The sequence below is a fragment of the Janthinobacterium sp. SUN128 genome, assembly GCF_030587275.1.
Lineage (GTDB): Bacteria > Pseudomonadota > Gammaproteobacteria > Burkholderiales > Burkholderiaceae_D > Janthinobacterium > Janthinobacterium lividum.
Window position 1 is genome coordinate 150,041 of the sequence record NZ_JAPWHY010000005.1, and the last position, 23,913, is coordinate 173,953.

General features: G+C 64.6%; 26 protein-coding genes. 20 read left to right on the forward strand and 6 right to left on the reverse strand.

What is annotated here, in order from left to right:
- The first annotated feature begins 8 nt into the window (after positions 1-8).
- Both O3297_RS25760 and O3297_RS25765 read left to right on the forward strand, forming a co-directional pair.
- Positions 9-701, forward strand: a complete 693-nt coding sequence (locus O3297_RS25760; protein WP_092609311.1) for a DUF2461 domain-containing protein — start codon at positions 9-11, stop codon at positions 699-701.
- A gap of 15 nt (positions 702-716) precedes the next feature.
- A complete protein-coding gene (locus O3297_RS25765; RefSeq protein WP_225317152.1) occupies positions 717-1,061 on the forward strand; it encodes a hypothetical protein in 345 nt (114 codons plus the stop codon).
- 14 nt (positions 1,062-1,075) lie between these two features.
- Here the strand turns inward: O3297_RS25765 and O3297_RS25770 are convergent, their stop codons facing one another.
- From O3297_RS25770 to O3297_RS25790, 5 genes are all read right to left on the reverse strand, one after another.
- A complete protein-coding gene (locus O3297_RS25770; protein ID WP_070258537.1) occupies positions 1,076-2,116 on the reverse strand; it encodes an NAD(P)H-dependent glycerol-3-phosphate dehydrogenase in 1,041 nt (346 codons plus the stop codon).
- Positions 2,117-2,152: 36 nt separating this feature from the next.
- Complete coding sequence (locus tag O3297_RS25775) at positions 2,153-2,614, reverse strand: SH3 domain-containing protein (RefSeq protein WP_034783582.1); 462 nt, start codon at positions 2,612-2,614, stop codon at positions 2,153-2,155.
- A 181-nt stretch (positions 2,615-2,795) separates the two neighbouring features.
- Positions 2,796-3,269 carry a protein-export chaperone SecB gene (gene secB, locus O3297_RS25780; protein ID WP_034783580.1) on the reverse strand — a complete coding sequence of 158 codons (474 nt, stop codon included), beginning with the start codon at positions 3,267-3,269 and terminating at the stop codon, positions 2,796-2,798.
- Positions 3,270-3,430: 161 nt separating this feature from the next.
- A complete protein-coding gene (gene grxC, locus O3297_RS25785) occupies positions 3,431-3,697 on the reverse strand; it encodes a glutaredoxin 3 (protein ID WP_034783579.1) in 267 nt (88 codons plus the stop codon).
- 25 nt (positions 3,698-3,722) lie between these two features.
- The gene (locus O3297_RS25790) at positions 3,723-4,139 is read right to left on the reverse strand and encodes a rhodanese-like domain-containing protein (protein ID WP_070220898.1); all 417 of its coding nucleotides are present in this window, start codon (positions 4,137-4,139) and stop codon (positions 3,723-3,725) included.
- Positions 4,140-4,245: 106 nt separating this feature from the next.
- Here O3297_RS25790 and gpmA point away from each other — a divergent pair, with 106 nt between their 5' ends.
- From gpmA to O3297_RS25875, 17 genes are all read left to right on the forward strand, one after another.
- Positions 4,246-4,992, forward strand: coding sequence for a 2,3-diphosphoglycerate-dependent phosphoglycerate mutase (gene gpmA, locus O3297_RS25795; RefSeq protein WP_034753030.1), 747 nt, complete (start codon positions 4,246-4,248; stop codon positions 4,990-4,992).
- A 76-nt stretch (positions 4,993-5,068) separates the two neighbouring features.
- Complete coding sequence (locus O3297_RS25800) at positions 5,069-6,532, forward strand: murein hydrolase activator EnvC (RefSeq protein ID WP_305050841.1); 1,464 nt, start codon at positions 5,069-5,071, stop codon at positions 6,530-6,532.
- Between the two features lie 47 nt (positions 6,533-6,579).
- A complete protein-coding gene (locus O3297_RS25805; protein ID WP_034783575.1) occupies positions 6,580-8,073 on the forward strand; it encodes a S41 family peptidase in 1,494 nt (497 codons plus the stop codon).
- Between the two features lie 8 nt (positions 8,074-8,081).
- Positions 8,082-8,843, forward strand: coding sequence for a HesA/MoeB/ThiF family protein (locus O3297_RS25810; RefSeq protein ID WP_092609305.1), 762 nt, complete (start codon positions 8,082-8,084; stop codon positions 8,841-8,843).
- A gap of 93 nt (positions 8,844-8,936) precedes the next feature.
- Complete coding sequence (gene gspG, locus O3297_RS25815) at positions 8,937-9,389, forward strand: type II secretion system major pseudopilin GspG (RefSeq protein ID WP_034783572.1); 453 nt, start codon at positions 8,937-8,939, stop codon at positions 9,387-9,389.
- 12 nt (positions 9,390-9,401) lie between these two features.
- The gene (locus O3297_RS25820; protein ID WP_046681998.1) at positions 9,402-9,896 is read left to right on the forward strand and encodes a GspH/FimT family pseudopilin; all 495 of its coding nucleotides are present in this window, start codon (positions 9,402-9,404) and stop codon (positions 9,894-9,896) included.
- A complete protein-coding gene (gene gspI / locus O3297_RS25825; protein ID WP_034783570.1) occupies positions 9,893-10,276 on the forward strand; it encodes a type II secretion system minor pseudopilin GspI in 384 nt (127 codons plus the stop codon). The genes O3297_RS25820 and gspI overlap by 4 nt, the downstream gene beginning before the upstream one ends.
- Positions 10,276-10,899 (forward strand): type II secretion system protein J, encoded by a 624-nt coding sequence (locus tag O3297_RS25830; RefSeq protein ID WP_034783569.1) that lies wholly within the window; start codon positions 10,276-10,278, stop codon positions 10,897-10,899. Before gspI ends, O3297_RS25830 begins: the two co-directional genes overlap by 1 nt.
- On the forward strand, positions 10,896-11,870 hold the full coding sequence (gene gspK / locus O3297_RS25835; RefSeq protein ID WP_070258549.1) for a type II secretion system minor pseudopilin GspK: 975 nt from the start codon (positions 10,896-10,898) through the stop codon (positions 11,868-11,870). The genes O3297_RS25830 and gspK overlap by 4 nt, the downstream gene beginning before the upstream one ends.
- 19 nt (positions 11,871-11,889) lie before the next feature.
- Positions 11,890-13,119: a type II secretion system protein GspL gene (gspL, locus tag O3297_RS25840; protein ID WP_305050791.1), complete on the forward strand. Its 1,230-nt coding sequence runs from the start codon at positions 11,890-11,892 to the stop codon at positions 13,117-13,119.
- Positions 13,116-13,649 carry a type II secretion system protein GspM gene (gspM, locus tag O3297_RS25845; protein WP_305050792.1) on the forward strand — a complete coding sequence of 178 codons (534 nt, stop codon included), beginning with the start codon at positions 13,116-13,118 and terminating at the stop codon, positions 13,647-13,649. The genes gspL and gspM overlap by 4 nt, the downstream gene beginning before the upstream one ends.
- Complete coding sequence (locus O3297_RS25850) at positions 13,646-14,422, forward strand: type II secretion system protein N (protein WP_034783563.1); 777 nt, start codon at positions 13,646-13,648, stop codon at positions 14,420-14,422. Before gspM ends, O3297_RS25850 begins: the two co-directional genes overlap by 4 nt.
- Positions 14,419-16,668, forward strand: a complete 2,250-nt coding sequence (gspD, locus tag O3297_RS25855) for a type II secretion system secretin GspD (protein WP_070258553.1) — start codon at positions 14,419-14,421, stop codon at positions 16,666-16,668. Before O3297_RS25850 ends, gspD begins: the two co-directional genes overlap by 4 nt.
- Positions 16,669-16,678: 10 nt before the next feature.
- The gene (gene gspE / locus O3297_RS25860) at positions 16,679-18,100 is read left to right on the forward strand and encodes a type II secretion system ATPase GspE (RefSeq protein ID WP_034783561.1); all 1,422 of its coding nucleotides are present in this window, start codon (positions 16,679-16,681) and stop codon (positions 18,098-18,100) included.
- Positions 18,101-18,110: 10 nt separating this feature from the next.
- Positions 18,111-19,331, forward strand: a complete 1,221-nt coding sequence (gene gspF / locus O3297_RS25865) for a type II secretion system inner membrane protein GspF (protein WP_034783560.1) — start codon at positions 18,111-18,113, stop codon at positions 19,329-19,331.
- A 15-nt stretch (positions 19,332-19,346) separates the two neighbouring features.
- Positions 19,347-19,904, forward strand: coding sequence for a type II secretion system protein N (locus tag O3297_RS25870; RefSeq protein ID WP_070258557.1), 558 nt, complete (start codon positions 19,347-19,349; stop codon positions 19,902-19,904).
- A gap of 58 nt (positions 19,905-19,962) precedes the next feature.
- On the forward strand, positions 19,963-22,224 hold the full coding sequence (locus O3297_RS25875; RefSeq protein ID WP_305050794.1) for a patatin-like phospholipase family protein: 2,262 nt from the start codon (positions 19,963-19,965) through the stop codon (positions 22,222-22,224).
- Here the strand turns inward: O3297_RS25875 and O3297_RS25880 are convergent.
- Entirely contained in the window at positions 22,197-22,991 is a 795-nt protein-coding gene (locus O3297_RS25880) for a helix-turn-helix transcriptional regulator (RefSeq protein ID WP_305050795.1), read from the reverse strand. The genes O3297_RS25875 and O3297_RS25880 overlap by 28 nt on opposite strands.
- Positions 22,992-23,158: 167 nt before the next feature.
- Here O3297_RS25880 and O3297_RS25885 point away from each other — a divergent pair, with 167 nt between their 5' ends.
- Positions 23,159-23,773, forward strand: coding sequence for an outer membrane protein (locus tag O3297_RS25885; protein WP_034783555.1), 615 nt, complete (start codon positions 23,159-23,161; stop codon positions 23,771-23,773).
- The last annotated feature ends 140 nt before the right edge of the window (positions 23,774-23,913 follow it).

The window sequence follows — 23,913 nt, forward strand, 5'->3', positions numbered from 1 at the left end:
TTTGACACATGCATGTGCGTGATTTGACCCAATTTTTACGTGAACTGAGCGACAACAACAACCGTCCCTGGTTTGTCATGAACAAGCCCCGCTACGATATCCTGCGCGAGGAATTCCTCGCCCTGGTTACCAGCCTGATCGGTGAGCTGGGCAAGTTTGACCCGGCCGTGAAGTACTGCAATCCGAAGAAGGCGATGTTCCGCATCAACCGCGACGTGCGTTTCGCGCACGACAAGAGCCCGTATAAAACGCGTTTTTCGGCCGCCATCGCGCCGAACGACATGCGCCGTCCCAGCAAGGCGGGCGGCCCCACGTATTATCTGCAGATCGATGGCCAGGGCAACCTGCTGTTCGGCGCCGGCGAATACATGCCGCCACCGGGCCGCCTGAAGGCGCTGCGCGAACACATGGTCAACGACGCGCCAGGTTTCTCCAAAGTGCTGAAGAATAAGCGCTTGAAGGCCCGCTTCGGCACCATCCAGAACGAGGGCAAATTGCAGCGCCCGCCCAAGGGTTTCGAGGCGGATGCCGAACATATCGAATTCATCAAGCTGAAAAGCTTTTTTGTCTGGACCGAAGTGCCGCTGCCCGTCAACGCGCCCGAGAAACTGCTGCCGACCTTGGCGGAAGGCTTGAAGGATGCGTGGCCGCTGGTCGAGTGGATGCGCGGCGCGAAAGAGCCGGAGGAAGTCACCGAGTAATTGCGGAAGGAGCACATGATGGCACTGGAGCACGCAAGTTCAGGACAGGTGATCGAGGTGCTGCGCAGGGACGGCGACGACCTGTCGCAGTTTTCCGCCATTGCGCTGGCCAAGACGGACGAACTGGAATTGATCCGCATGTGCATGCCCAAGGGCAAGACCATGCCCGAGCATCATGTGCTCGGTGAAATCACCCTGCTGTGCCTGCAGGGGCAGGTGGCGGTGACGGCGCATGGCGGCGTGCAGCTGCTGGGGCCGGGGCAGATGCTGTACCTGCTCGGCGGCCAGGCGCACGCCCTGGAAGCGCGCGAAGACAGCCTGTTATTACTGACCATACTCATGCACAAGGCGGGACGTTAGGTTTTTTCTGGCGCTCAAGCCGCTTCGGCGCGCGGATCGCGCGACAGCAGTTGCTGCACCATCACGTGCGGCAAATCGCCGTCGAACAGCACGCCGGCCACCGCGTTGGTGATCGGCATGTCGACGCCCATGCGGCGCGCCAGTTCGCGCACGGCCTTGGCGCAGGGCACGCCTTCGGCCACATGACCGAGTTCGGCCACGATGGTGGCCAGCGCCTTGCCTTGCGCCAGGCCTAGGCCGACGCGGCGGTTGCGCGACAGGTCGCCCGTGCACGTCAAAATCAAGTCGCCCATGCCCGTCAAGCCCATGAACGTTTCCGTCTGGCCGCCCAGGGCCGTGCCCAGGCGCGTGATTTCCGCCAGGCCGCGCGTGATCAGCGCGGCGCGCGCATTCAAGCCCAGGCCCAGGCCGTCTGCCACGCCCGTGGCAATGGCCAGCACGTTCTTGACGGCGCCGCCCACTTCCACGCCCACCAGGTCTTCGCTCGCATACACGCGGATGGTGCCGCCATGCAAGGCCGAGACGACGGCGCCGCGCAAGGCGGCGCTGTGCGAGGCGATGGTCAGCGCGCACGGCAAGCCGCGCGCCACTTCCTGCGCGAACGAAGGGCCGGACAGGGCGCCGCCGGGAATATTGTCGCCCAGCACTTCCTGCACGATCTGGTGCGGCAGCAAGCCCGTGCCGCCTTCAAAGCCTTTGCAGAGCCACACCAGGTTGCCGATGGCCTTGTCTTTCAATTGATGCAGCATGGGCCGCAAGCCCGCCACGGGGCAGGCGGCGATCAAGAGGCCGTGTTCGCCGTCGGCATGCGCGACGGCGGCGTCGAAATCGGCACCGATGCGCAGTTGGGGCGGCAAAGGGAAACCTGGCAAATAGCTGTTTTCACCGCTGGCGGCCATGGCGGCCATGGCTTCGCCATTGCGGCCCCACAGCAGCACGTCGTGGCGGCCGGCCAGGGCCATCGCCACGGCCGTGCCCCAGGCGCCAGCGCCCAGGATGGTGATCTTGCGGGCGGTGGGAATGATATCGGGAGTGACTTCAGGAGAAACTTGCATGCAACCTCAATGGGGCAGGGGGAACGGGTGCGGTGCTTACATGCCCCACACTTCGCTGGTCTTGACGTAGCCGCTCTGGCCATCCTTGTGGCGCACCTTGACCCAGCCGGAGGTCGGTTGCTCGCTCATTTCCAGCAGCACGCCCTTGTCGACGAGGATGATGGCGGAGGCGGTGTCGTCGGGGCTGGCGCGAACCTTGAGGTTCGCGGCGCGTGCCACGAGGTTGCGCTTGGCCGACAGGCCCTTGGCTTCCGTCCAGGCCATTTCGCCGCTGGCGTCGCGCACCTTGACCCATTCGCCGTAGCTGAGCACGACTTCCAGCGGCATGCCGCGTGGCGCCACGTACAGCTTGCCGCCCTTGGAGGACGGTGCGTCGTACAGGATCACGGGAGCCGCGCCCACCGTTTTGAAATCGACGGCATGGCTGGCGGCGGTCGCCAGCAGCAGTACGGCGCCGGCCATCCAGCGGAACTTGCTCAAGAGCGCACTTTTCAACATGATATTTTTGAACCTTAACGAAACACGGCGGCCAGGCCGCCGTTTCTTACCTGCAGTATAGAACACTCACAAAACCGTCGCGAGCGGCAGTGCATTGTGGCCGAGAAGCGCAGCTGTGCTAGAGCACAGCGAGCATCACAGGCCGCAAAGCGCGCCGCGCAGCAGGTTTGGTGAGATGTTCTTAGTGCGTTTCGCTGGCTGCTGGTGCTGCGGCAGCGGCGTCAGCAATAGCTTGCAGACGTTGTTGGTAGAACACTTCGAAGTTGATCTCGGCCAGGTGCACTGGCGGGAAGCCGGCACGGGTGATCACGTCGGCGATGTTGGCGCGCAGGTAAGGGTAGATGATGTTCGGGCAGCCGATTCCCAGCAGCGGATCGAGTTGATCAGCAGGAATGTTGCGTGCTTCGAAGATACCGGCTTGCTTGCCTTCAACCAGGAAAGCGACTTTTTCGCCGACTTTGGCGGTCACGGTGATGGTCACGGTGGCTTCGAAGATGCCGTCGGCCAGAGGCGCAGCGCCCACGTCCAGAGCTACTTCGATCGCTGGTGCTTCTTGTTCCAGGAAAATAGCTGGGGAATTTGGTTGTTCCAGCGACATGTCTTTCAGGTAGACGCGTTGGATTTGGAAGACTGGTTGCAGATTTTCGTCAGACATGGAACGCTTTCGTTGTAAAGGACAAGAACGGCACACCGTTCAAATATGGTGCTTGCGGTATTCAAAACCGCGCCGGGTAGGCGCGGCCAGATCAGGTGCGAGGGCAATTGTATCAAAACAATACGACAAAAAACCAAGCAATTTCTCGAACCCGCTTTATATCAGGCTGCCGTGCCATTTAACAAGGGGTCCAGCTTGCCGGCTTGATCGAGCGCATACAAATCGTCGAATCCGCCCACGTGGGTATCGCCCACATAGATCTGCGGCACTGTGCGGCGGCCCGTGCGTTCCATCATCTTGATGCGCTCTTCCGGGTCGAGGTCGACGCGGATCTTTTGCACGGTCACGCCCTTGGCTTCCAACAGGCGCTCGGCGCGCACGCAATACGGGCACACGGCGGTGCTGTAAACAATAACAGGTACGGTCATGATGATTCCTTCAGTTAAGGCCGGCTTATTTCGCCAGCGACAAGGTTTTCAATGGCAAACCCTGCTTTTTCCATTCGTCGAGGCCGCCTTCCAGGCTCGTTGCCTCAGCGAAACCGGCTTTGCCCAGCAGGCCGACGGCGGTTGCCGAACGCGAACCTTTCTGGCAAACCACTACAATGGGGCGCGTTTTGAATTTTTCCAGCTCGCCCATGCGTTTTGCCAGTTCCGGCAGCGGAATATTTTTTGCGTCAGGCAAGTGGCCCGTGGCAAATTCTTCCGCGCTGCGCACATCGACGATGATGGTTTTGCCACGGTTGATCAGTTGCGTGACTTCCAGCACGGTCGCGCGCTTGCCGCGCATCGACAGCAGTGGCCAGAGGAGGGCGCCGCCGGAAATAATGACGATGGCAAACAGAAAAATGTGGTCGATAATGAATTTCACGTAGGGTCCAATGGTTTAAGTCAATCCGCGCATTATAAAATAGAAGCTGGACGAGGTCTTTTTACGTTTTGCTTTTTTGATTTGAACCCCTTGAGAAGATAGAACTATGTACAAAATCGTTTTCATGCGTCACGGCGAGTCCACCTGGAACCTCGATAACCGCTTCACCGGCTGGACCGACGTCGATCTGACGGAAAAGGGCGTCAACGAAGCCAAGGCCGCCGGCCAGATCCTCAAGCAGGAAGGTTTTACGTTCGACGTGGCCTACACTTCCGTCCTGAAGCGCGCCATCCGCACCCTGTGGCTGGCGCTCGACGAGATGGACATGATGTATTTGCCGATCAAGAACGACTGGCGCTTGAACGAGCGCCACTACGGCGCCTTGCAAGGCCTGGACAAGGGCGAGACGGCCGCCAAGTATGGCGACGAGCAAGTATTGGTATGGCGCCGCAGCTACGACACCCCGCCGCCGCCGCTGGCGGAAGACGACGACCGCGCCTCGTTCAACGATCCGCGCTACGCCGGCTTGCCGAAAGCGTCGATTCCGCTGACCGAATGCCTGAAAGACACCGTGGCGCGCGTGATGCCGGCCTGGGATGAAGAAATCGCCCCGGCCATCCGCGCCGGCAAGAAAATCATTATTTCGGCCCACGGCAACAGCTTGCGCGCGCTGATCAAGATGCTCGATGGCATCAGCGACAGCGACATCGTCGGCCTGAACATCCCGAACGGCCAGCCGCTCGTGTATGAACTGGACGCCGACCTGAAACCGATCCGTCATTACTACCTGGGCGACCCGGCAGCGATTGCGGCAGCGCAAGCGGCCGTGGCGAACCAAGGGAAGGCCAAGTAACTTGTCGTCTTTCTTCCGCGGCACAGCCATCGCCCCCTCTGCTGAACGACTCCTGCCGGCGTGGCGCGCCGGTGCCATGCTGTGCCTGGCGCTGCTGCTTTCCAGCGGTGCCGCGCAGGGCGCCAAGCCCACCGAACGCAGCAAGCAGAAGGCGGCCGCGGAAGCACAACGTGCTGGATTGCAACAAAAGCTGACGGCGCTCAAGCGCGACATCAGCCGCACGGAAAGCGCCAAGGATGACGCGGCCGATACTCTGGCCGAATCGGAAGAAGCCATTTCCAACGCCAACCGCGCCTTGCGCGACCTGGCGCAGGAGCAAAGCGAGACGGGTGTGAAACTCAATGCGCTGGGGCAAGAGCACCAGCAATTGACGGCCACCGTCGAGAAACAAAAGACGCAGCTGTCGAAGTTGCTGCGTGAACAATATGTCGCCGGCAACGAAGACCGCATCAAGCTGCTCTTGTCGGGCGACAACCCCAACCGCATCAACCGCGACTTGCAACTGATGGCATATGTGTCGCAGGCGCAGGCGCGCCTGCTGGAAGCCTTGCGCGCCAACTTGCTGGCCGTGGAGAAAAACCAGGCGGACGTGCAGAACGCCAAGGATGAGCTGGAAGAAATCGCGCAGGAAGAGCGCGACCAGAAAGCCCTGCTGGTGCAGGAGAAGGCGCGCCGCGCGGCATTGCTGACGAGCTTGTCTCAGCGCCTGGTGGCGCAGCGCAAGGAAGTGGGCAATGTCGAGCGCGACGAACAGCGCATGGGCAACCTGGTCGACAAGCTGGCAAAACTGATCGAAGAGCAGGCCGCCGCTGCCGCAGCGGAAAAGAAACGCCAGCAATTGCTGGCCGAGCAACGGGCCGCCGCCAAGGCAGCCGCCGACGCCAAGATCGCGGCGGAAAAACGCGAACGCTTGCTGGCCGCGCGCGCCAAGGCCGCCCAGGCGCAGGCTGAACGCGAACGCATTGCGAAAGAGCAACAAAACAAGTCGGGCAAGATCAAGCCGCAAACGCCGCCACCACCGCCCGTGAAACTGGAACCGATCGACGACGACGAACCGCCGCAAGCGGCGAAGGTGACGCCGAAACCCGAACCGAAGCCGGAACCGGAGCCGGAGCGCCCAAGCCTGGGCCCGGCCGCGCCAGCCGGCGCCTTTGCCAGCCTGAAAGGGCAGCTGCGCGCCCCCGTGGCGGGCAAGATCGCGGCCCGTTTCGGCAGCAAGCGCGGTGACGGCCCCAGCTGGAAGGGCGTGTTCATCCGCACGGGCGAAGGCAGCGAGATCCACGCCATCGCCGGCGGCCGTGTCGTGTTTTCCGACTGGCTGCGCGGTTTCGGCAATTTGATCATCGTCGATCATGGCGGCCAGTACATGAGTATTTATGGCAATAACCAATCGCTGCTGAAACGCGTGGGCGACGCCGTCAAGGGCGGCGACGCCATTGCCAGCGCGGGCAACAGCGGCGGCAACGAGGAATCAGGGCTATACTTTGAACTGCGTCATCAGGGCCGCGCCTTCGATCCAGCCACCTGGGTGAAGTTTTAAGTTCCCACCATTGCTGCGGCAGCGAATTTGTAGATTGCGAAGAATACATGGGTATCAAAGTCAAAAGTATCGGCCTGATCGGTCTGGGCGTACTGGCCGGCATCGGCATGTCGCTGCAGTTCCCGGCAGTGGCGCAGAAAATCACGAATGCCCCGCTGCCCCTCGACGAGTTGCGCCAGCTGTCCGACGTCTTCGGCCTGATCAAGACCGATTACGTCGAGAAGGTGGAAGACAAGAAACTCTTGACGGAAGCCATTTCCGGCATGGTGTCGTCCCTGGACCCGCATTCTGTCTATCTCGATAAGAATGCCTTCAAGGAAATGCGCGAAAGCGTGCAGGGCAAGTTTGTCGGCATCGGCATCGAAGTGAGCATGGAAGACGGCTACGTGAAAGTCGTTTCGCCCATCGAGGACAGCCCTGCCGCCAAGGCCGGCATCCTGGCGGGCGACCTGATCACCCGCCTCGACAATATCCCGCTGAAAGGCTTGCAGCTGGAAGAAGTCATCAAGAAGATGCGCGGCCAGCCTGGCAGCAAGCTGGTGCTGACGATGTCGCGCAAGGGCGAGAGCAAGCCGCTGGTGTTTCCCATCGTGCGCGAGGAAATCCGCGTGCAAAGCGTGAAGGCCAAGATGGTCGCGCCCGGCTATGCCTGGCTGCGCATCGCCCAATTCCAGGAACCGACCGTTGATGACATGGTCAAAAAGATCAACGCGCTGTATGCGCAAGACCCCAAGCTCAAGGGCCTGGTGCTGGACTTGCGCAACGATCCCGGTGGTGTCGTGCCGGGCGCCATCGGCGTGGCAACAGCATTCCTTCCGGGCAACTCCGTGATCGTGTCCACCAAGGGCCAGTTGCCCGAGTCGAAACAGGTGTTCTATGGCCGCCGCGAATTCTATGCGCCGCCGGGTGCCAAGGCCGACCCGCTGGCCAAGCTGCCGGCCGCGCTGAAAACCGTGCCGCTGGTGGTGCTGGTCAATGCCGGTTCCGCGTCCGCCTCGGAAATCGTCGCCGGCGCCTTGCAGGATTACCAGCGCGCCACCGTCATCGGGACGCAAACCTTCGGCAAGGGTTCCGTGCAAACCTTGCGCCAGATCACGGCCGACACGGCCGTCAAGCTGACGACGGCCCGCTATTACACGCCGAAAGGCCGGGCCATCCAGGCGCGCGGCATCGTGCCCGACCTGCTGGTCGATGAAACGGCCGAAGGCGATGGCTGGAACAGCCTGCGCATCCGCGAGGCGGACCTGGAAAAACACTTGAGCAGCAACGACGGCAAGCCGGAAGCGGCCAAGCCGACGATGGAAGGCATGCAGGATCAGCTGGAAGAAGAGCAGCGCCTGATCGCCACGGCGAAAAAGCGCAAACCGCTGGAATACGGCGCCAAGGATGACTTCCAGCTGCAGCAAGCCTTGAACCACTTCCAGGGCTTGCCGGTGCAGCTGGCCAAGGTGGACCCGAAGGCGGAGAAGATCGGCGCCAAGCCGGAAATTGCTTCCGACATCAAGGCCGATGACAAGAAGACTCCTGTACGGAAACCGTAGTCGCCGCCATGAACGACCATCAGCTGCTGCGCTACTCGCGCCACATCCTGTTAGACGAGATCGGCATCGAAGGCCAGCAAGCCTTGCTCGATGCGCATGTGCTGGTGATCGGCGCGGGCGGGCTCGGCTCGCCGGCCGCCATGTACCTGGCGGCCAGCGGCGTCGGCAAACTGACCCTCGTCGATGACGACACGGTCGACCTGACCAATCTGCAGCGCCAGATCGCCCACACGACGGCGCGCGTGGGCCAGCCGAAAGTGCTGTCGGCGCGCGAAACCTTGACCGGCATCAATCCCGAGATCGACATCATCGCCTTGCAGGAACGCCTCGACGGTGCGCGACTGGCCGAACTGGTCTTATCCAGCACGGTGGTGCTCGACTGCACCGACAACTTCGCCACGCGCCACGCCGTCAACCGCGCCTGCGTGGCGGCCAGGGTGCCGCTGGTGTCGGGCGCCGTGATCCGTTTCGACGGACAAGTGAGCGTGTTCGACCCGCGCACGGGCAAGCAGCCATGTTATTCCTGCCTGTTTCCGCAGGAGCAGCAGTTCACGGACGAGGCATGTTCGACCATGGGCGTCTTCGCGCCGCTGGTGGGCGTGGTGGGCGCCATGCAGGCGGCCGAAGCGCTGAAACTGATCATGGGCGTGGGAGAGTCCTTGGCCGGACGGCTGCTGCTGCTCGACGGTTTGCACATGGAATGGAGCAGCATGCGCGTCGCGCGCGACCCCGGCTGCGCCGTTTGCGGCGAAGTGGTCTTGCCGGCCTGACAGCCCCCGCAGAAATTTTTCCCTATATGACAGGCTTTGTCATATTTCCGCTTTATACTCTGCACTCATTACTCACCTTCTTCTCTCTTTCTTATGCAAAACGCAGCAAACCGTTCGATACGCCAGCGCCGCGCGCGCGGCTTCACTTTGATCGAAATCATGGTCGTGGTGGTGATCATGGGTATCCTCGCGTCGCTGGTGGTGCCCAAGCTGATCGCCCGCACGGGTGAGTCGAAAGTGGCGGCGGCGAAGGTCGATATCGCCACCGTGATGCAAGCTTTGAAACTGTATCGCCTGGATAACCAACGCTACCCGACCACCGAACAGGGCTTGCAGGCGCTGATCGAAAAACCGACCACGGGACCGGCCGCGAATGGCTGGAAAGCGGGCGGTTACCTGGAAAAGATGCCGAAGGATCCATGGGGCAACCCGTACCAGTTCCTGTCGCCGGGCGTGAAAGGCGAAGTCGACATCATTTCGCTGGGCGCCGACGGCCAGCCTGGCGGTAGCGGCGACGATGCCGATATCGGCTCCTGGGAACTGTAAGTTTTCCATTGCATGCCTGCCATGACCACCGGCCGTGCACTGCCCCGGCCCCGCGCCAGCGGCTTCACGCTGATCGAGCTGCTGGTGGTGATGGTCATCATCGGCGTCACCCTGGGCCTGGTGTCGCTGAACGCCATGCCGAATGGCCAGCAAGCGCTGCAGAAGGAAGCCGAGCGCATCGCGCTGCTGCTGCAACTGGCGCGCGATGAAGCCATCGTGCGCAGCCGGCAGGTGGCGTTCGAGGCTGACGAAAATCAATACCGTTTCCTGGTCCTCAATGAAAAGCTGTGGCAACCCGTGACGCAGGACGATTTGCTGCGCGAGCGGGCGTTTGCCAACACGCCCATGCTGCTCAGCGTGCAGCCGTCGAACAGCGTAGCCCAGCCTTTGCGCATCATCTTCGGCCGCGAACCGGTCGACAAGCCTTTCGTGCTGACCCTGGCCAGCGGCGAACGCAGTGTGGCCATCCGCGCCGACGGCATCGGCCACTTCACGGTCGAGCAATGATGCGGCTCCCACGTCATGGCCGCCAGCGCGGCTTCACTTTGCTGGAAGTGCTGGTCGCCCTCGTCATCGTCGGCACGGCCCTGGGCGCCTCGCTGCGCGCCGTCGGCAGCCTGACGCAGAACAGCGATGGCTTGCGCAGTGCCATGATGGCCACCTGGTCGGCGGAAAACCACCTGGTGCGCTTGCGCCTAGCGAAGACGTTCCCGCAGACGGGCAAGCGCACGGTCGACTGCCCGCAGGGCGACCTGAAACTGATCTGTGAAGAAGAAGTGGTGGCCACGCCGAATCCCCGCATCCGGCAAGTGCGCGTCAACGTGTATGACGCGCAATATCCGGCCCGGCGCATCGTGCGCCTGGTGTTACTTTCCTTTAACGACTGATGGCGCGCCGCACTGTTCCTGCTGGCGGTTTCACCCTGATCGAGCTGCTCGTGGCGATCGGCATCCTGGCCATGGTCGCCGTGCTGGGCTGGCGCGGTCTGGACAGCATCATGCGTTCGCGCGAAGTGCTGACCAGCCAGCTCGAGCAGGCGCGCGGCATGCAGCTGGCGTTTGCCCAGATGCAGAGCGATTGCGACCACCTGGCCGGCGCCGGCTTGAGCACGAGTTTGCTCAATGGCCGCATCAACCTGTCGGCGGAAAATGACCGCCTGACCCTCGTGCGCCTGGCCGCGTCGGAACAGGAACCGCAACAGTTGCAAGTGGTCACTTACCGCCTGCGCGGCGGCGTGCTGACGCGGCGCGAGTCGAACGGCACGCGCGACCTGGCCGTACTCGACACCTTGTGGCAGGCGGCGCGCGACGATACGGATACCTCCAGCGCCGACGTGGCCCTGATGCAGGGTGTCGACAGCATGGTCATGCGCGGCTGGAGCAATGGCGCCTGGAACGTGCTGACGGCGGGCGCCACCATCTCCAAGCAGGTGCCGGGCCTGGAAGTGACCTTGCAGATGCCGGGGCAGGACGCGGGCCTGTCCAAAGTCTTTTTACTGGGGCCGGGATGAAGCCGTTTACGCGCCCTTCGCGCCAGCGCGGCGTGGCCGTCATCACGGCATTGCTGCTGACGGCGCTGGCGATTACTGTCGTCGCCAGCCTGTTCTGGCAACAGCAGGTGCAAGTGCGTTCGATGGAAAACCAGCGTTTGCGCCTGCAGACGCAGTGGGCCATGCGCGGCATGGTCGACTTTGCCCGCTTCTGGCTGCGCCAGGACAATCCCATGCTGACGGCCGCCGACGGCGTGTGGGCCACGCCCATCGAGGAAGCGCGGCTCGACGATTATGTGGACCGCGAAAAGGTCGACACGGAAAAATTCGACGCCACCGTCTCGGGCCGCGCGCTCGATGCGCAGGCGCGCTTCAATATCACCAACCTGGTCGACGCCACGGGCAGCATCAATCCGAAACAGGTGCTGGCCTACCAGCGCCTGCTGGCCAACATGAAGCTCGACAGTGGCCTGGCGCAAGCGACGGCCGACGCCGTGCTGCGCGCGCGGCCGAAACCACGCACTGCCGACAGCGGCGCCGATGGCAAGACGCCCGTTGCCACGCCTGCCACGGGCGGCAGCAGCGAGCCGGTGGCCTTCACGCAGGTCGAGGATTTGCTGGCCGTGCCCGGCTATACGCCGCAGATGGTCGAGCAGCTGCGCGATGTCGTCATCATCTTGCCGGAGATCACGGGAGTCAACGTGAATACGGCGCCGGCCGAGGTGTTGGCGGCCGTGACGATGATGTCGCTGTCCGAGGCCAGCGCTCTGACCTTGAGCAATCCGCGCAAAAAGTTTGTCGATAAAGCAAATTTCCAGAATAATATTAATGCTGAACTGATTGAAGGCGTGGAACTCGATGTGAAGAGCCGCTATTTCCTCACCGTCATCCGCGTGCGGCTGGACCGTGCCGCCCTGGATGCCGTGGCGCTCATCAATCGAAAAACGGATCCGCAGCGCACCACCAGCCTGGTCTGGTTGCGGGAAAATTAACAGCTGAAAGCGAGTCACTTTGACAATATTGTATATCCGTCACCCGGCCAAGGCGTCCACCGACAGCGCGCCTGCCTGCTCCTTCGTGCTGGCCGGCGACGGCGGCGCCCTGCTGCAGCAAGGCAGCGCGCCGCTGGGCAGCCTGGGCCAGCTGATCGCCGGCGCGAAGCAGGTGGTGCTGCTGCTGGCCGCTGCCGACGTGACCCTGCTGCGCCTGAAAACGCCGCCGCTGGCCGGCGCCCGCTTGCGCGCGGCCTTGCCCGGCCTGGTGGAAGAACACATCCTTGGCGACACCCAGGATTGCCTGCTGGCCGCCGGCGCGCCCGATGCCGCCGGCATGCGCACGGTGGCCGTGGCGCAGCGCGCCTGGGCCGAGGTACTGGTGAAGGCCTTGCTGGCGCAGGGCGCGCGCAAGGTGGCGCTGCTGCCGTCGCAGCTGTGCCTGCCTTTGCAGCCGGGCAGCGTGACGGCCGCCCTGCAGGCAAGCGGCGACGGCCTGGAACTGGCCTTGCGCCAGGCGCCGCAGGAGGGCCTGGGCCTGGTATTGCCATCCCAGCCGCAGCAGGCGCTGCTGACGACGCGCGCGTTTGCCGGCGACGTGCCCCTGACGGTCTATGTGGCGCAGGCCGAGCTGGCGCAGTATCAGCAGCTCGCTGCCGGCATGGATGGCGTGACGGTGGAGCTTGACCATTGGGCGCACTGGATCGCCGGCGCCAAAAATGCGGGACTGGACCTGGCCGCCGCCCTGGGCACGGCGACGGGATCGGCCACCGAATGGCGCCGCTGGCGCTGGCCGCTGCGCCTGGCGCTGCTGGCCGTGATCGTCAACCTGGCCGGCATGAATATCGAATGGATGCGGCTGAAGCGCGAGGCCGCCACCGTGCGCACCTCGATGCAGCAAACCTTCAAGGCTGCGTATCCGAACGAAGCGCCCGTGTATGGCCTGGAAGCGGAGCAGATGCGGCGCAATATCGCTGCTGCCCGCCTGCAGGGCGGGCAAGCCAGCATGGATGACTTCACCAGCATGAGCGCGGCGCTGGGCGAAGCGCTGGGCGGCCTGGCCGGACGCGGCGTGGTGGCGTCGCTGGAATACCGCGAGCGCAGCCTGATCGTCAGGCTGAAGCCGGACATGGTCGACGCCAGCGCCCAGGCGCAGGTGCGCGACGGCCTGGCCGCGCGCAAGCTGGCCTTGAATGAAACGGCGCCGGGCGTGTGGAAGATCACGCCGGCCACGGGAGCAAAAGCATGAGTGCAGCAGTCAACAAGGCGCGCGCCGCGTGGGCGGGGCAGCAGCAGGCCGTGCAGGCCTTCTGGGCCGAGCGCACGCAGCAGGAGCGCAAGCTCTTGAGCATCGGCGGCGTGGTGGCGGGGCTGGCCCTCGTCTACGCCATATTCTTCGAGCCGGCCTGGACGGGCCGCATCGCCTTGCAAAAGAGCTTGCCCGAGCTGCGCCAGAACGCGGCCCAGCTGCAGGCGCTGGCGCGTGAGGCGGGCGACCTGGCGCGCCAGGCGCCCGTGCAGGTGGCACCCATGAGCCGTGACAGCATTGACGCCTCGCTGAAAGCGCGCGGCCTGGCGCCGCAATCGCTGTCGCTGACGGGAGAGTACGCGCGCGTGCAGCTGAATGGCGTGCCATTTGCCAGCGTCATGCTGTGGCTGGACGGCTTGCGCCGCGAAGGCCGCGTGGCGGTGCAGGAAGCGAAGATCACGGCGCAGGGCAAGGCGGGACTGGTCGATGCCAGCCTGACCCTGCATCAGAGCCCGGGCGCGGCGCGATGATGCGCTTGCTTGCCTGGCTGCTGGCCATCATCGTCAGCGTCTGCGTCACCCTGCTGGTGTTTTTCCCGGCCGGCTGGGTGGCCAGTATCGTGGAAAAGCAGACGGGCGGACGTTTGACCTTGGGCGATGCGCAAGGTACCCTGTGGCGCGGCTCGGCCTTTATCGGCGGGGCGGCCAGCGCGAATGGCGCCGTGACGCCGCTGCTGCCGGGGCGCTTCAGCTGGCGCATTTCGCCATCCGTGCTGTGGGGATCGGTGGATGTGGAATTGCAGAATGCGCAGGCGCTGTCGCAGGCGGTGAACCTGCGCGGCTCATGGTCGCACTGGCAGGTCAGCCCGGCGGCCCTGCTGCTGCCGGCCGATGGCCTGGGCGGCCTGGGGGCACCTTTGAATACCGTGGCGCCGACGGGCAGCATGCGCCTGTCGTGGAGCACCCTGCAGCTGGCACTGGAAAAACAGCAGTTTTCCGCCGTCGGCCGCACGACCTTGCAAATGACGGACATGGCGTCGCGCCTGTCGTCCTTGCGTCCGCTGGGCAGTTATGAGCTTGATTTCGATTGGCAGGGGCAGCAGGCGGCATTGACCTTGCGCTCCATCAGGGGACCGCTGCTGCTCGACGGCAGCGGCAGCCTGCAACAGGGGCGCATGCAGTTTTCCGGCCAGGCCCAGGCCGCAGCAGGATATGAAGAGACCTTGGCGAGTTTGTTGAATTTGCTGGGACAGCGCCGTAGCAATAGCGAAAAAAACATCATCGCCTTAGAGTTCAGACAATGAAAAAACCATCCGTGAGCCCAAATAAATCCACCTTCTCGCTGCGCCGCCTGTCGGCCGCCGCCTTGCTGTGCTGTTCCGTGGCCGGCATGCCGGCGCCCGTCTGGGCCGCGCCCGGCGACGAAGCGGCACTCAATTTTGTCGGCGCCGACATCGAGTCCGTGATTAAGGCGGTGGGCCATTACACCAACATCAATTTCGTCATCGACCCGCGCGTCAAGGGCACGATCACGCTGGTGTCGGAAAAATCCATCAGCAAGACGCAGGCCTTCGCCCTGCTGGCATCGGCCTTGCGCCTGCAAGGCTATGCGGTGGTCTCCGGCGACGGCTATGCGAAAGTGGTGCCGGAAGCGGACGCCAAGCTGCAGTCCGTGCCGACCCAGGTGGGCAACGGCGCCAGCCAGGTGAAGGGCGACCAGATCGCCACCCAGGTGTTTTACCTGAACTACGAATCGTCGGCCAACCTGCTGGCCGTGCTGCGCCCCTTGATCTCGCCGAACAACACGATCAACGCCAACCCGGGCAACAACTCGCTGGTGATCACCGATTACGCGGATAACCTCAAGCGCCTGGCGAAGATCATCGCCGCGCTCGACGTGCCCGCCTCGACGGACCTGGACGTGATCCCCGTCCGCTATGCCATCGCGTCCGACCTGGCCTCGATGGTGAACAAACTGATGGAAGGCGGGAATGCGGGCGGCGCTGCAGGGGCCGATGCGGGCAAGGTCTCCGTGCTGGCCGATCCGCGCACCAATTCGCTGGTGCTGCGCGCACCGTCGGCGGCGCGCGCCAACCTGGCCAAGTCGCTGATCTCGAAGCTGGACCAGCCCACCACGCAGCTGGGCAATGTGCACGTGGTGTACCTCAAAAATGCGGACGCCACCAAGCTGGCGCAAACCCTGCGCTCGGTCGTGACGTCGGACGGCACGGCCGCCTCGGCGCAGCAGCCGACCAGCAACAGCCTGAATACGAATAACCAGAATAACCAGGGCAGCGGCATGAACAGCACTGGCCTGGGCGGCAATACGCAAAGCGGCACCTCGGGCGGCGCTTCGCTGAGCAACGGACCGCAGCAGCTGTCGTCGGGCGGCGCGGCCGGCTTCATCCAGGCCGACGCTTCCACCAACACCCTGATCCTGACCTGTAACGAGGCTGTCTACCGCAACCTGCGCGCCGTGATCGACCAGCTCGACGTGCGCCGCGCCCAGGTCTACATCGAGGCGCTGATCGTCGAAGTGACGTCGGCCAAGGCCTCCGAATTCGGCGTGCAGTGGCTGGGGCTTTCCGGCGACAGCAACAGCAGCTACCGCGTGGGCGCGCTGCAGTCGTTCGCCGGCGGCACCGACAACAATATCGCCAAGCTGGCGCTGGGCGGCGGCAAGGTGCTGCCGACGGGCGGCCTGACGCTGGGCATCTTCAAGCAGATCAACGGCGCGCTGGGCCTGGGCGCCGTGGCGCATGCGCTGGAATCGGACGGCAACGCGAATATCCTGTCGACGCCGAACCTGATCACCCTGGACAACGAGCTGGCCACCATCAAGGTGGGCCAGAACGTGCCTATCCTGACGGGCCAGTACACGAGCACGGCCGGCACCAACACGAATCCGTTCCAGACCATCGACCGCAAGGAAGTGGGTCTGACCCTGAAGGTGCGTCCGCAGATTTCCGAAGGCGGCACCATCAAGCTGGGCATCTATCACGAAACGTCGAGCGTGGACAAATCCACGTCGACGGCCGTCAGCGGCATCACCATCAACAACCGCGTGATCGAAAACAATGTGCTGGCCGACGATGGCCAGATCATCGTGCTCGGCGGCCTGATCGAGGACAGCACGGGCGACAATGCGGAAAAAGTGCGCGGCCTGGGCGACATTCCCCTGATCGGCAACCTGTTCAAGTACCAGACGCGCGAGCGCAAGAAAACCAATCTGATGATCTTCCTGCGCCCTGTCATCGTGCGCAACAAGGAGCAGAGCGGCAGCCTGGCGGCCGACCGCTACGACTACATGCGTTCGGCCGAGACGGCCGCCGTGCCGGCTTCAGGCAATTTGATGCTGAAAGACCTGGGCACGCCTGTGCTGCCGGCCTTGCAGGATGGCCAGCCGGTGGGCGGCAACATGGTGACGCGTCCCGTGCCGCCAGCGCCGACGCCGCCGCCAGGCGCGCCGGCCAACGCGGCCACGCCGCCGCAGTCGCTGCTGCAGCAATACCAGCAGCAGCCGCAACAGCTGCCGCAGCCGCAGAAGTGATGGGACAGCCATGAGTAATCTGCTTCCCTACGCCTACGCGCGCGATTTCGGCTTGCTGGCCCGGCCCGGTGCCGTCGACGGCGCACCCGTCGACGTGCTGGTGGCCGCATCGACGGCGCCGGCGGCGATCGCCGAAGTATCGCGCCGTTTCGGCCAGATCCAGCTGACGGTGCTGCCGCGCGCCGAACTCGATGCGGCCATCGCCGGCGCCTACGCGGGCGGCGGCGGCGATGCGTCGCAGATGGCCGATGAATTCGACGCCGACTTGGATTTGACCAAGCTGCTGCAGGACGTGCCGGCCATCGAGGATTTGCTCGAATCGTCCGACGACGCGCCCGTCATCCGCATGATCAACGCGCTGCTGACGCAGGCGCTGCGCGAAGGCGCGTCCGACATCCACATCGAGCCGTTCGAGCAGACCTCCGTCGTGCGCTTCCGCATCGACGGCAGCCTGCGCGACGTGGTGCGCCCCCGTAAGGCCATCCACGGTTCGCTGATCTCGCGTATCAAAATCATGGCGCAGCTCGACATCGCGGAAAAGCGTTTGCCGCAGGATGGCCGCATCACCCTGCGCGTGGGCGGCAAGCCCGTCGACGTGCGCGTCTCGACCCTGCCTACCGGGCATGGCGAACGGGCCGTGCTGCGTTTGCTGGACAAGGAGGCGGGCCGCCTCGACCTGCAGCACCTGGGCATGAGCGCGCCCATGCTGGGGCAGTTCGATGGCCTGATCACGCAGCCGCACGGCATCGTGCTCGTCACGGGCCCCACCGGCTCGGGCAAGACGACGACCTTGTACGCGGCGCTGTCGATGCTCAACGCCACCACGACGAACATCCTGACGGTGGAAGACCCGATTGAGTACGACCTGGCCGGCGTAGGCCAGACGCAAGTCAATCCGCGCATCGACATGACCTTTGCCAAGGCGCTGCGGGCGATCCTGCGGCAGGACCCGGACGTGATCATGATCGGCGAGATCCGCGACCTGGAAACGGCGCAGATCGCCGTGCAGGCATCCTTGACGGGCCACCTGGTGCTGGCGACCCTGCACACGAACGACGCTTCGGCGGCCGTCACGCGTTTGCTCGACATGGGCATCGAACCGTTCCTGCTGTCGTCGTCGTTACTTGGCGTGCTGGCGCAGCGTCTGGTGCGCAAATTGTGCGGCTCCTGCAAGACCTTCGACGGGCAATACTGGCAGGCCGTCGGCTGCGAGCATTGCGGCCAGACGGGCTACCAGGGCCGCGTGGGCGTGTATGAGCTGCTGCGCACGACGGAGCAGATCCGCGCGCAGATCCACAACCGCGCGTCGGAAGCGGAAGTGCGCACGGTGGCCCTGCAGGATGGCATGACGAGCATGCGCGACGACGGTGAACGCTGGCTGCGCGACGGCACCACCACGCAGGCTGAATTGCTGCGCGTGACCAAAGACTAGGCCCGCCACCATGCCCGCATTCCGCTATGAAGCCGTCGACGCCCAGGGCGCCACCCGCAAGGGCGTGCTCAATGCCGACAGTCCCCGTTCCGCGCGCGCCGAGCTGCGCGTGCAAGGCCTGGTGCCGCTGGCCGTCGAACCGATCGCCGCGCAGGTCGATGCCGCCGGCGTCACCAAACGGCGCGGCTTTGGCGAGCGCCTGTCCAGCACCGAGCTGGCCCTGTTTACGCGCCAGCTGGCCAGTTTGCTGGAAGCGGGCCTGCCGCTGGAGCAGGCGTTTTCCGCCCTGCTGGAACAGGCCGAGCGGCCGTATTTGCGCGACCTGATCGCCTCGATCCGCTCGGAAGTGATCGGCGGCGCCGCGTTTTCCGACGTGCTGGCGCGCCATCCGCGCGATTTCGCGGAGATCTATCGGGCGCTGGTGGCGTCGGGCGAGCAGATCGGCCACCTGTCGCGCGTGCTGTCGCGCCTGGCCGACTACATCGAGCGGCGCAACGCGCTGGTGCAGAAGGTCAAGCTGGCCTTTACGTATCCGGCCATCGTCACGGTGGTGGCGTTTTCCATCGTGATCTTCCTGCTCACCTATGTGGTGCCGCAGATCGTTTCCGTATTCGCCAATACCAAGCAAAAGCTGCCCATGCTCACCGTGATCATGCTGGCGCTGTCTGACTTCGTGCGCAACTATGGCCTCGTCGTGGCCGTGATCCTGGCCGGCGCCTGGTTCGCCTGGCGCCGCGCGCTGCAGCAGCCGGCCCTGAAACGGCGCTGGCATACCTGGCTGCTGACGGCGCCCCTGTACGGCAAATTCGAGCGCAGCCTGAACACGGCGCGCTTTGCCAGCACCCTGGCCATCACCACGGGTTCCGGCGTGCCGATCCTGCGCGCGCTCGACACCAGCCGCGACACGCTCACCAACGTGGCGATGCAGGAGCTGGTACAGGAAGCCAGCGGCGCCGTGCGCGAGGGCGTGAGTCTGGCGCGCGCGTTGTCGGCGCAAAAGCATTTTCCGCCGATGCTGATCCACATGATACGCGCCGGTGAAATCACGGGCGAGCTGCCGGCCATGCTGGAACGCGCCGCCAGCGCGCAGGAACAGGACCTGGAACGCCGCACCCTGACGATTGCCGGCCTGCTGGAGCCGGCCCTGATCCTGGCGATGGGCGTGGTGGTGCTGCTGATCGTGCTGGCCGTGCTGATGCCGATTATCGAAATCAATCAGCTCGTAAGATAAGAATCCAAGGAAGCCATGAAGCGTTTGCCTCAAGTTACAAGTTTGCTCGCCGTCGTGGCGCTGTCCGTATCGCTGGCCTATTGGGCCATGCAGCTGTTCAAGGCGCCGCAACGTCCCATCAACCCGCCCGCCGTGCCGGTGGTGCAGGATGCCAGCGTGGAGGCGGGCGCTTCGCTGTTTGGCGGCCAGGTCAGCGTGGCCACGGCCAGCAATTACCAGCTCAAGGGCGTGGTCGCCGCCGGCAATGGCCGCGGCAGCGTGGCCATCATCTCGACCGATGGCAAGCCTTCCGTGGCCCTGCCGGAGGGCGCCGAGGTGGTGCCCGGCGTGACGGTGCTGGAAGTGCATGCGCGCCACGTGCTGCTGCGCGATGGCGGCGTGAGCAAGCGCATCGACCTGGTGGCCGATGACAAGGCGCTGGCCTTGCCGGCGCAAGTGTCCGCCACCCCAACGCCGGCCGCGGCCCCTGCGCCGGTCTCGAACCTGGTGCCGCCGCCGCTGCCGATGGAGCAGCAGCGGCCGGCGACCATGATGCCGGCGCCGCAAGTGAGCAGCGTGCCGCCGCCGAATTAACGCTGTTCTTATCGTATTTTGCCGATGGCGCCATGCCGCCATCGCTACAGGAGTCTTCATGTTCTCGATCCGTGCCGTCCTGGCGGGCTGCGTGGCGGCGCTATGCGCCTTGCCGTCGGCTGCCGCAGCCGACGTCCCCGCCGTCGCCACTACCTCTACCTCCGCTGCCACCCTGGCCGTGCCCGCGCCCGTGGCGGCGCGCCCGCGCATCGCCCTGGTGCTGTCGGGCGGCGGCGCGCGCGGCCTGGCGCATATCGGCGTATTGAAAGTGCTGCAGGAGCTGCATGTGCCGATCGACATGGTGGTCGGCACCAGCATGGGCGGCGTGGTGGGCGGCGCGTATGCGGCTGGCGCTTCCGTGGCGGACCTGGAAAAGATGGCGCGCGAGACCAACTGGGCGCGCGTGGTGGCCGACCGGCCGCCGCGCGACGAACTGGCATTCCGCCGCCGCGAGGAAGATTTGTTGCTGCCGTCTCGCATCGAATTTGGCGTGAGCCGCAACGGCATTTCCACGCCGCCGGCGGCGGCCAGCAATGCGGCGCTGGAGATGGCGTTGAATCGGCTGCTGCCGGCCGGCATGCGCGACCGCCCCGCCAGCCAGCTGCCGCTGCCCTTTCGTTCGGTGGCGTCGGACCTGGTCAATGGCGAGCTGGTCGAGCTGGTCGACACGCCCCTGTTCCTGTCGATGCGCGCCTCGCTGGCCGTGCCGGGGGTGTTTGCGCCCGTGCGCGTGAACAACCGGCTGGTGGTCGATGGGGGCCTGGTACGCAACCTGCCCGTCGACATGGCGCGCGCCATGGGCGCCGACATCATCATCGCCGTCAACGTGGGCACGCCGCTGGCGCCGGAAAAAGATCTGGGCAGCGCCATCGGCGTGGCGCAGCAGATGCTGCAGATTCTCACGGAGCAGAACGTGCAGCGTTCGCTCAAGGAGCTGCGGCCGCAGGATATCCTGGTGGCGCCCGATTTGACGGGCGTCAGCTTCCTCGACTTTGAAAACTATGCGCGCGCCATGCGCGCCGGCGAGCAGGCGGCGCAGGCCTTGGCCGCCCGCCTGGCGCCGCTGGCCCTGCCGCCGGAACAGTATGCGGCGCGCGAGCAGCTGCGCCTGGCCGCGCCGGCCCTGCTGGACGTAGCCCTGCCGCTCACGCGCCTGGCCGTGGAGAGCGAAGGCGATATCAATCCGCGCATCCTGCAGGCGCAATCCGGGCTGGAGGAAGGGCAGTCGGTCAGCCAGGAGGATGTGCTCAAGGCGGCGGCCAGGCTGTATGGCCGCGGCGACGTGGCGCGCGTGGAGACGGACGTGGTCGACGCGGGCGACCAGCGCGCCGTCACCATCAAGGCGGTCGAAGCGCCGTGGGCCAGCAACCGCCTGCGCGTGGGCCTGGAACTGGCCAGCGATTTCAGGGACAGCAATAATTTCGCCCTGAAGCTGCTGCATGCGCGCTCGAACCTGAACAGCTGGGGCGGCGAGTTGCGCAGCACGGCGCAGATCGGTAATACGCGCGGCTATGGCGTGCAGTTCTGGCAGCCGCTGGGCGCCGGCAACCCGTGGTATATCGCGCCGCAGTTGCAATACACTTCGTCGGCGATGGATTTGTTCGACAAGGGCCGGCGCAGCGCGCGCCTGGCGTATAACGGCCAGACAGCTGCACTGGTGCTGGGGCGCCAGTTCGGTACCTGGGGCGATCTGCAGTTCGGCGTCGCCCGTACGGAAGTCAAGGGCAAGCTGGCGATTCCGGCCGACCCTACGCAGCCGGAGTCGCGCGCGCTGGGCACCACGCAGTTCGTGCGATTCCGCGCCGATACGCTCGATTCGCCGGGCTTTCCCACGCGCGGCGTCCTGCTTGAGGCCATCTGGGCGCGCGATACGACCACGGGGGTGGGCGAGGCGGCTCTGGGCCAATCGTCCATCACGGGGTTGAAGGCCTTTGGCCGCGGCAACTGGGCCGGTCACGTGTATGGCGAATGGGCGCGCTCGCAGCGTGACGAAGCGCCGCTCAATCTCGGTGGTTTCCTGCGCTTGTCCGGCACGGAATTTGACTCGGTGAGAGGACGCAGTATCGCCTTCGCGCGCTTCGTCATGGCGCGCCGCATCGGTTCCCTGCCCAGCACTCTGGGCGGCGTCGTGCGGGCCGGTTTTTCACTGGAAATGGGCGGCGGCTTCGATCAGAGCGAGCGCTGGAAAGCCAGCAAGTTCACGCAGGCCAGCAGTGCCTTCATCTCCGTCGATACGCGCTTCGGTCCCGTGTACGTGGCATCGGGCGCGTCGAAGGGCGGCGAGAGCACCTTCTATCTGTTCCTGGGACCGGTCTGGTAAACGGCGCCTGGCGCGGTGGACGAGGCGGACGCCGTGCTGCGGCGCAGGGCCGTGAAGGCGGCAAATTCCCATGAGCGAAAGCCCAGCAGCAGGGTAAAGCCATCGCGCTCGGCAGGCGCAAGGCGCCGGTCGTTCTGGTGCAGGCGCGCCAGTTCCTCGGCCAGCTGGCGGATCTTTTGCACCAGCTCCTGCGCGCTCGACAGCGACAGGCGCGCCGGGACGCACATCAGGGTTTCACCGGCGCCGTCAAAATGCCCGCTGAAATAATCGGCCACCACGTGTTCGCGGAAGTACTGCTGCACCGGACCGTCGGCCAGCCAGTGGAAGGCGTTCGAGACGCGCAGGCTGTAGCGGTTCAGCGGCTTGAGTTCGATCAAGCCCAGCCGGTCCAGCTCGGCCAGGCAGCCGATGCATTCGGCCTGCGTCAGCGCATACGTTTCCACCACCTGCTCCAGGCTCCAGTGGCCGAGGCAGCAGATCGCCACCAGCAGCAAGCGCGGATGCGCCACCAGCGACTTTTCCTGCACCAGCGTGAGCGTGTCGGCATGGGGCGTGATGTCGGCCGCGCCGCGCAGCACGTCTTCCATGGCGATGCCCGAAGCCTTGCAGATCAGGGCCAGGCGCGACAGCGACATGTCGTGCTGGCCAAACATGCGCTTGACGCTCGATTCGCTCATGCCGATGCGTTCGGCCAGTACCTTGTAGGTGATGCCGGCGGCGCGCAGTTGGGTGCGCAGCACGCGCAAAACCAGTTCAGGTGAACTCACGATAGTTCCTTTATGCAAGTTTGGTAGCGGATGACGGTACCGAATGTAGCCGTTAATGGCACTTTGCACAAGGTGATAGTACTTTTCGGCAAAAACGATGACACTCCCGCTTGTGGCTCGCGCAGCGCGCTACAACCAGGCAATCCATCCACTTGTAGAGGTTATCCATGTTCCCATCTTTCCGTTTCCCCGCAGCGCTGCTGGCGCTGGCCACCATCGCCCCCCTGCATGCCGTCGCAGCTGAACCGGCACCGGGTCCGTTCTATGCGGGCGCCAGCTATGGCTTTCGCGCCAGCAGCGGCCTCGATTGCATCGCCGGACAAAGCGATTGCGACAAAAGCAGCAAGCGCAATGGCAAGGCCTACCTGGGTTACAGTTTCGACGCGCTGCCGTTTCAGGGCGGCGTGGCCCTGCCTTCGATTGAGCTGGTGGGGTACATGGGCGGCGAGGTCAAGTCCGGCTTCGACACGGACGCGGGCAAGCGCGCTGGCCGCGGCAAGTTCACGGGCCTCGGCATGCAGGGCGTGCTCGGTTACCAGTTTGACGCGTTTACATTGAGTGGCCGCGCCGGCGCGGCATACACGCAGGGCAAGGTCGATTATCTGGGCGGCGGTTCGGACAAGAAGAGCAAGATCGGCCTGACCTACGGCATCGGCGCGGCGTATGCACTGAACAAGAATTGGTCGCTGCACCTCGACTGGGACCGCGTGCCCGTCAAGTACAACAGCAAGCAAACGACCAAGGTCGACATGTTTTCGCTGGGCGCGTCCTACCGTTTCTAAGGGGATGCTGCTGCGGCACAGAGTGGCCTGATGGCGGACGCCCCTGAACGGGGTGTCCGCGGGCGGCCTGAAATGTCCATGGCGGCGTTGCACGGCCTCGCCGTATTGCTCATACTGTCTTCGTCCATGCGCCTTGCCAT

Bases quoted from the DNA above. Each gene is read 5' to 3' on its own strand.
- O3297_RS25760 (WP_092609311.1), top strand. From the start codon at position 9: ATGCATGTGCGTGATTTGACCCAATTTTTACGTGAACTGAGCGACAAC.
- O3297_RS25765 (WP_225317152.1), top strand. From the start codon at position 717: ATGATGGCACTGGAGCACGCAAGTTCAGGACAGGTGATCGAGGTGCTG.
- O3297_RS25770 (WP_070258537.1), bottom strand. From the start codon at position 2,116: ATGCAAGTTTCTCCTGAAGTCACTCCCGATATCATTCCCACCGCCCGC.
- O3297_RS25775 (WP_034783582.1), bottom strand. From the start codon at position 2,614: ATGTTGAAAAGTGCGCTCTTGAGCAAGTTCCGCTGGATGGCCGGCGCC.
- secB (WP_034783580.1), bottom strand. From the start codon at position 3,269: ATGTCTGACGAAAATCTGCAACCAGTCTTCCAAATCCAACGCGTCTAC.
- grxC (WP_034783579.1), bottom strand. From the start codon at position 3,697: ATGACCGTACCTGTTATTGTTTACAGCACCGCCGTGTGCCCGTATTGC.
- gpmA (WP_034753030.1), top strand. From the start codon at position 4,246: ATGTACAAAATCGTTTTCATGCGTCACGGCGAGTCCACCTGGAACCTC.
- O3297_RS25800 (WP_305050841.1), top strand. From the start codon at position 5,069: ATGCTGTGCCTGGCGCTGCTGCTTTCCAGCGGTGCCGCGCAGGGCGCC.
- O3297_RS25805 (WP_034783575.1), top strand. From the start codon at position 6,580: ATGGGTATCAAAGTCAAAAGTATCGGCCTGATCGGTCTGGGCGTACTG.
- O3297_RS25810 (WP_092609305.1), top strand. From the start codon at position 8,082: ATGAACGACCATCAGCTGCTGCGCTACTCGCGCCACATCCTGTTAGAC.
- gspG (WP_034783572.1), top strand. From the start codon at position 8,937: ATGCAAAACGCAGCAAACCGTTCGATACGCCAGCGCCGCGCGCGCGGC.
- O3297_RS25820 (WP_046681998.1), top strand. From the start codon at position 9,402: ATGCCTGCCATGACCACCGGCCGTGCACTGCCCCGGCCCCGCGCCAGC.
- gspI (WP_034783570.1), top strand. From the start codon at position 9,893: ATGATGCGGCTCCCACGTCATGGCCGCCAGCGCGGCTTCACTTTGCTG.
- O3297_RS25830 (WP_034783569.1), top strand. From the start codon at position 10,276: ATGGCGCGCCGCACTGTTCCTGCTGGCGGTTTCACCCTGATCGAGCTG.
- gspK (WP_070258549.1), top strand. From the start codon at position 10,896: ATGAAGCCGTTTACGCGCCCTTCGCGCCAGCGCGGCGTGGCCGTCATC.
- gspM (WP_305050792.1), top strand. From the start codon at position 13,116: ATGAGTGCAGCAGTCAACAAGGCGCGCGCCGCGTGGGCGGGGCAGCAG.
- O3297_RS25850 (WP_034783563.1), top strand. From the start codon at position 13,646: ATGATGCGCTTGCTTGCCTGGCTGCTGGCCATCATCGTCAGCGTCTGC.
- gspD (WP_070258553.1), top strand. From the start codon at position 14,419: ATGAAAAAACCATCCGTGAGCCCAAATAAATCCACCTTCTCGCTGCGC.
- gspE (WP_034783561.1), top strand. From the start codon at position 16,679: ATGAGTAATCTGCTTCCCTACGCCTACGCGCGCGATTTCGGCTTGCTG.
- gspF (WP_034783560.1), top strand. From the start codon at position 18,111: ATGCCCGCATTCCGCTATGAAGCCGTCGACGCCCAGGGCGCCACCCGC.
- O3297_RS25870 (WP_070258557.1), top strand. From the start codon at position 19,347: ATGAAGCGTTTGCCTCAAGTTACAAGTTTGCTCGCCGTCGTGGCGCTG.
- O3297_RS25875 (WP_305050794.1), top strand. From the start codon at position 19,963: ATGTTCTCGATCCGTGCCGTCCTGGCGGGCTGCGTGGCGGCGCTATGC.
- O3297_RS25885 (WP_034783555.1), top strand. From the start codon at position 23,159: ATGTTCCCATCTTTCCGTTTCCCCGCAGCGCTGCTGGCGCTGGCCACC.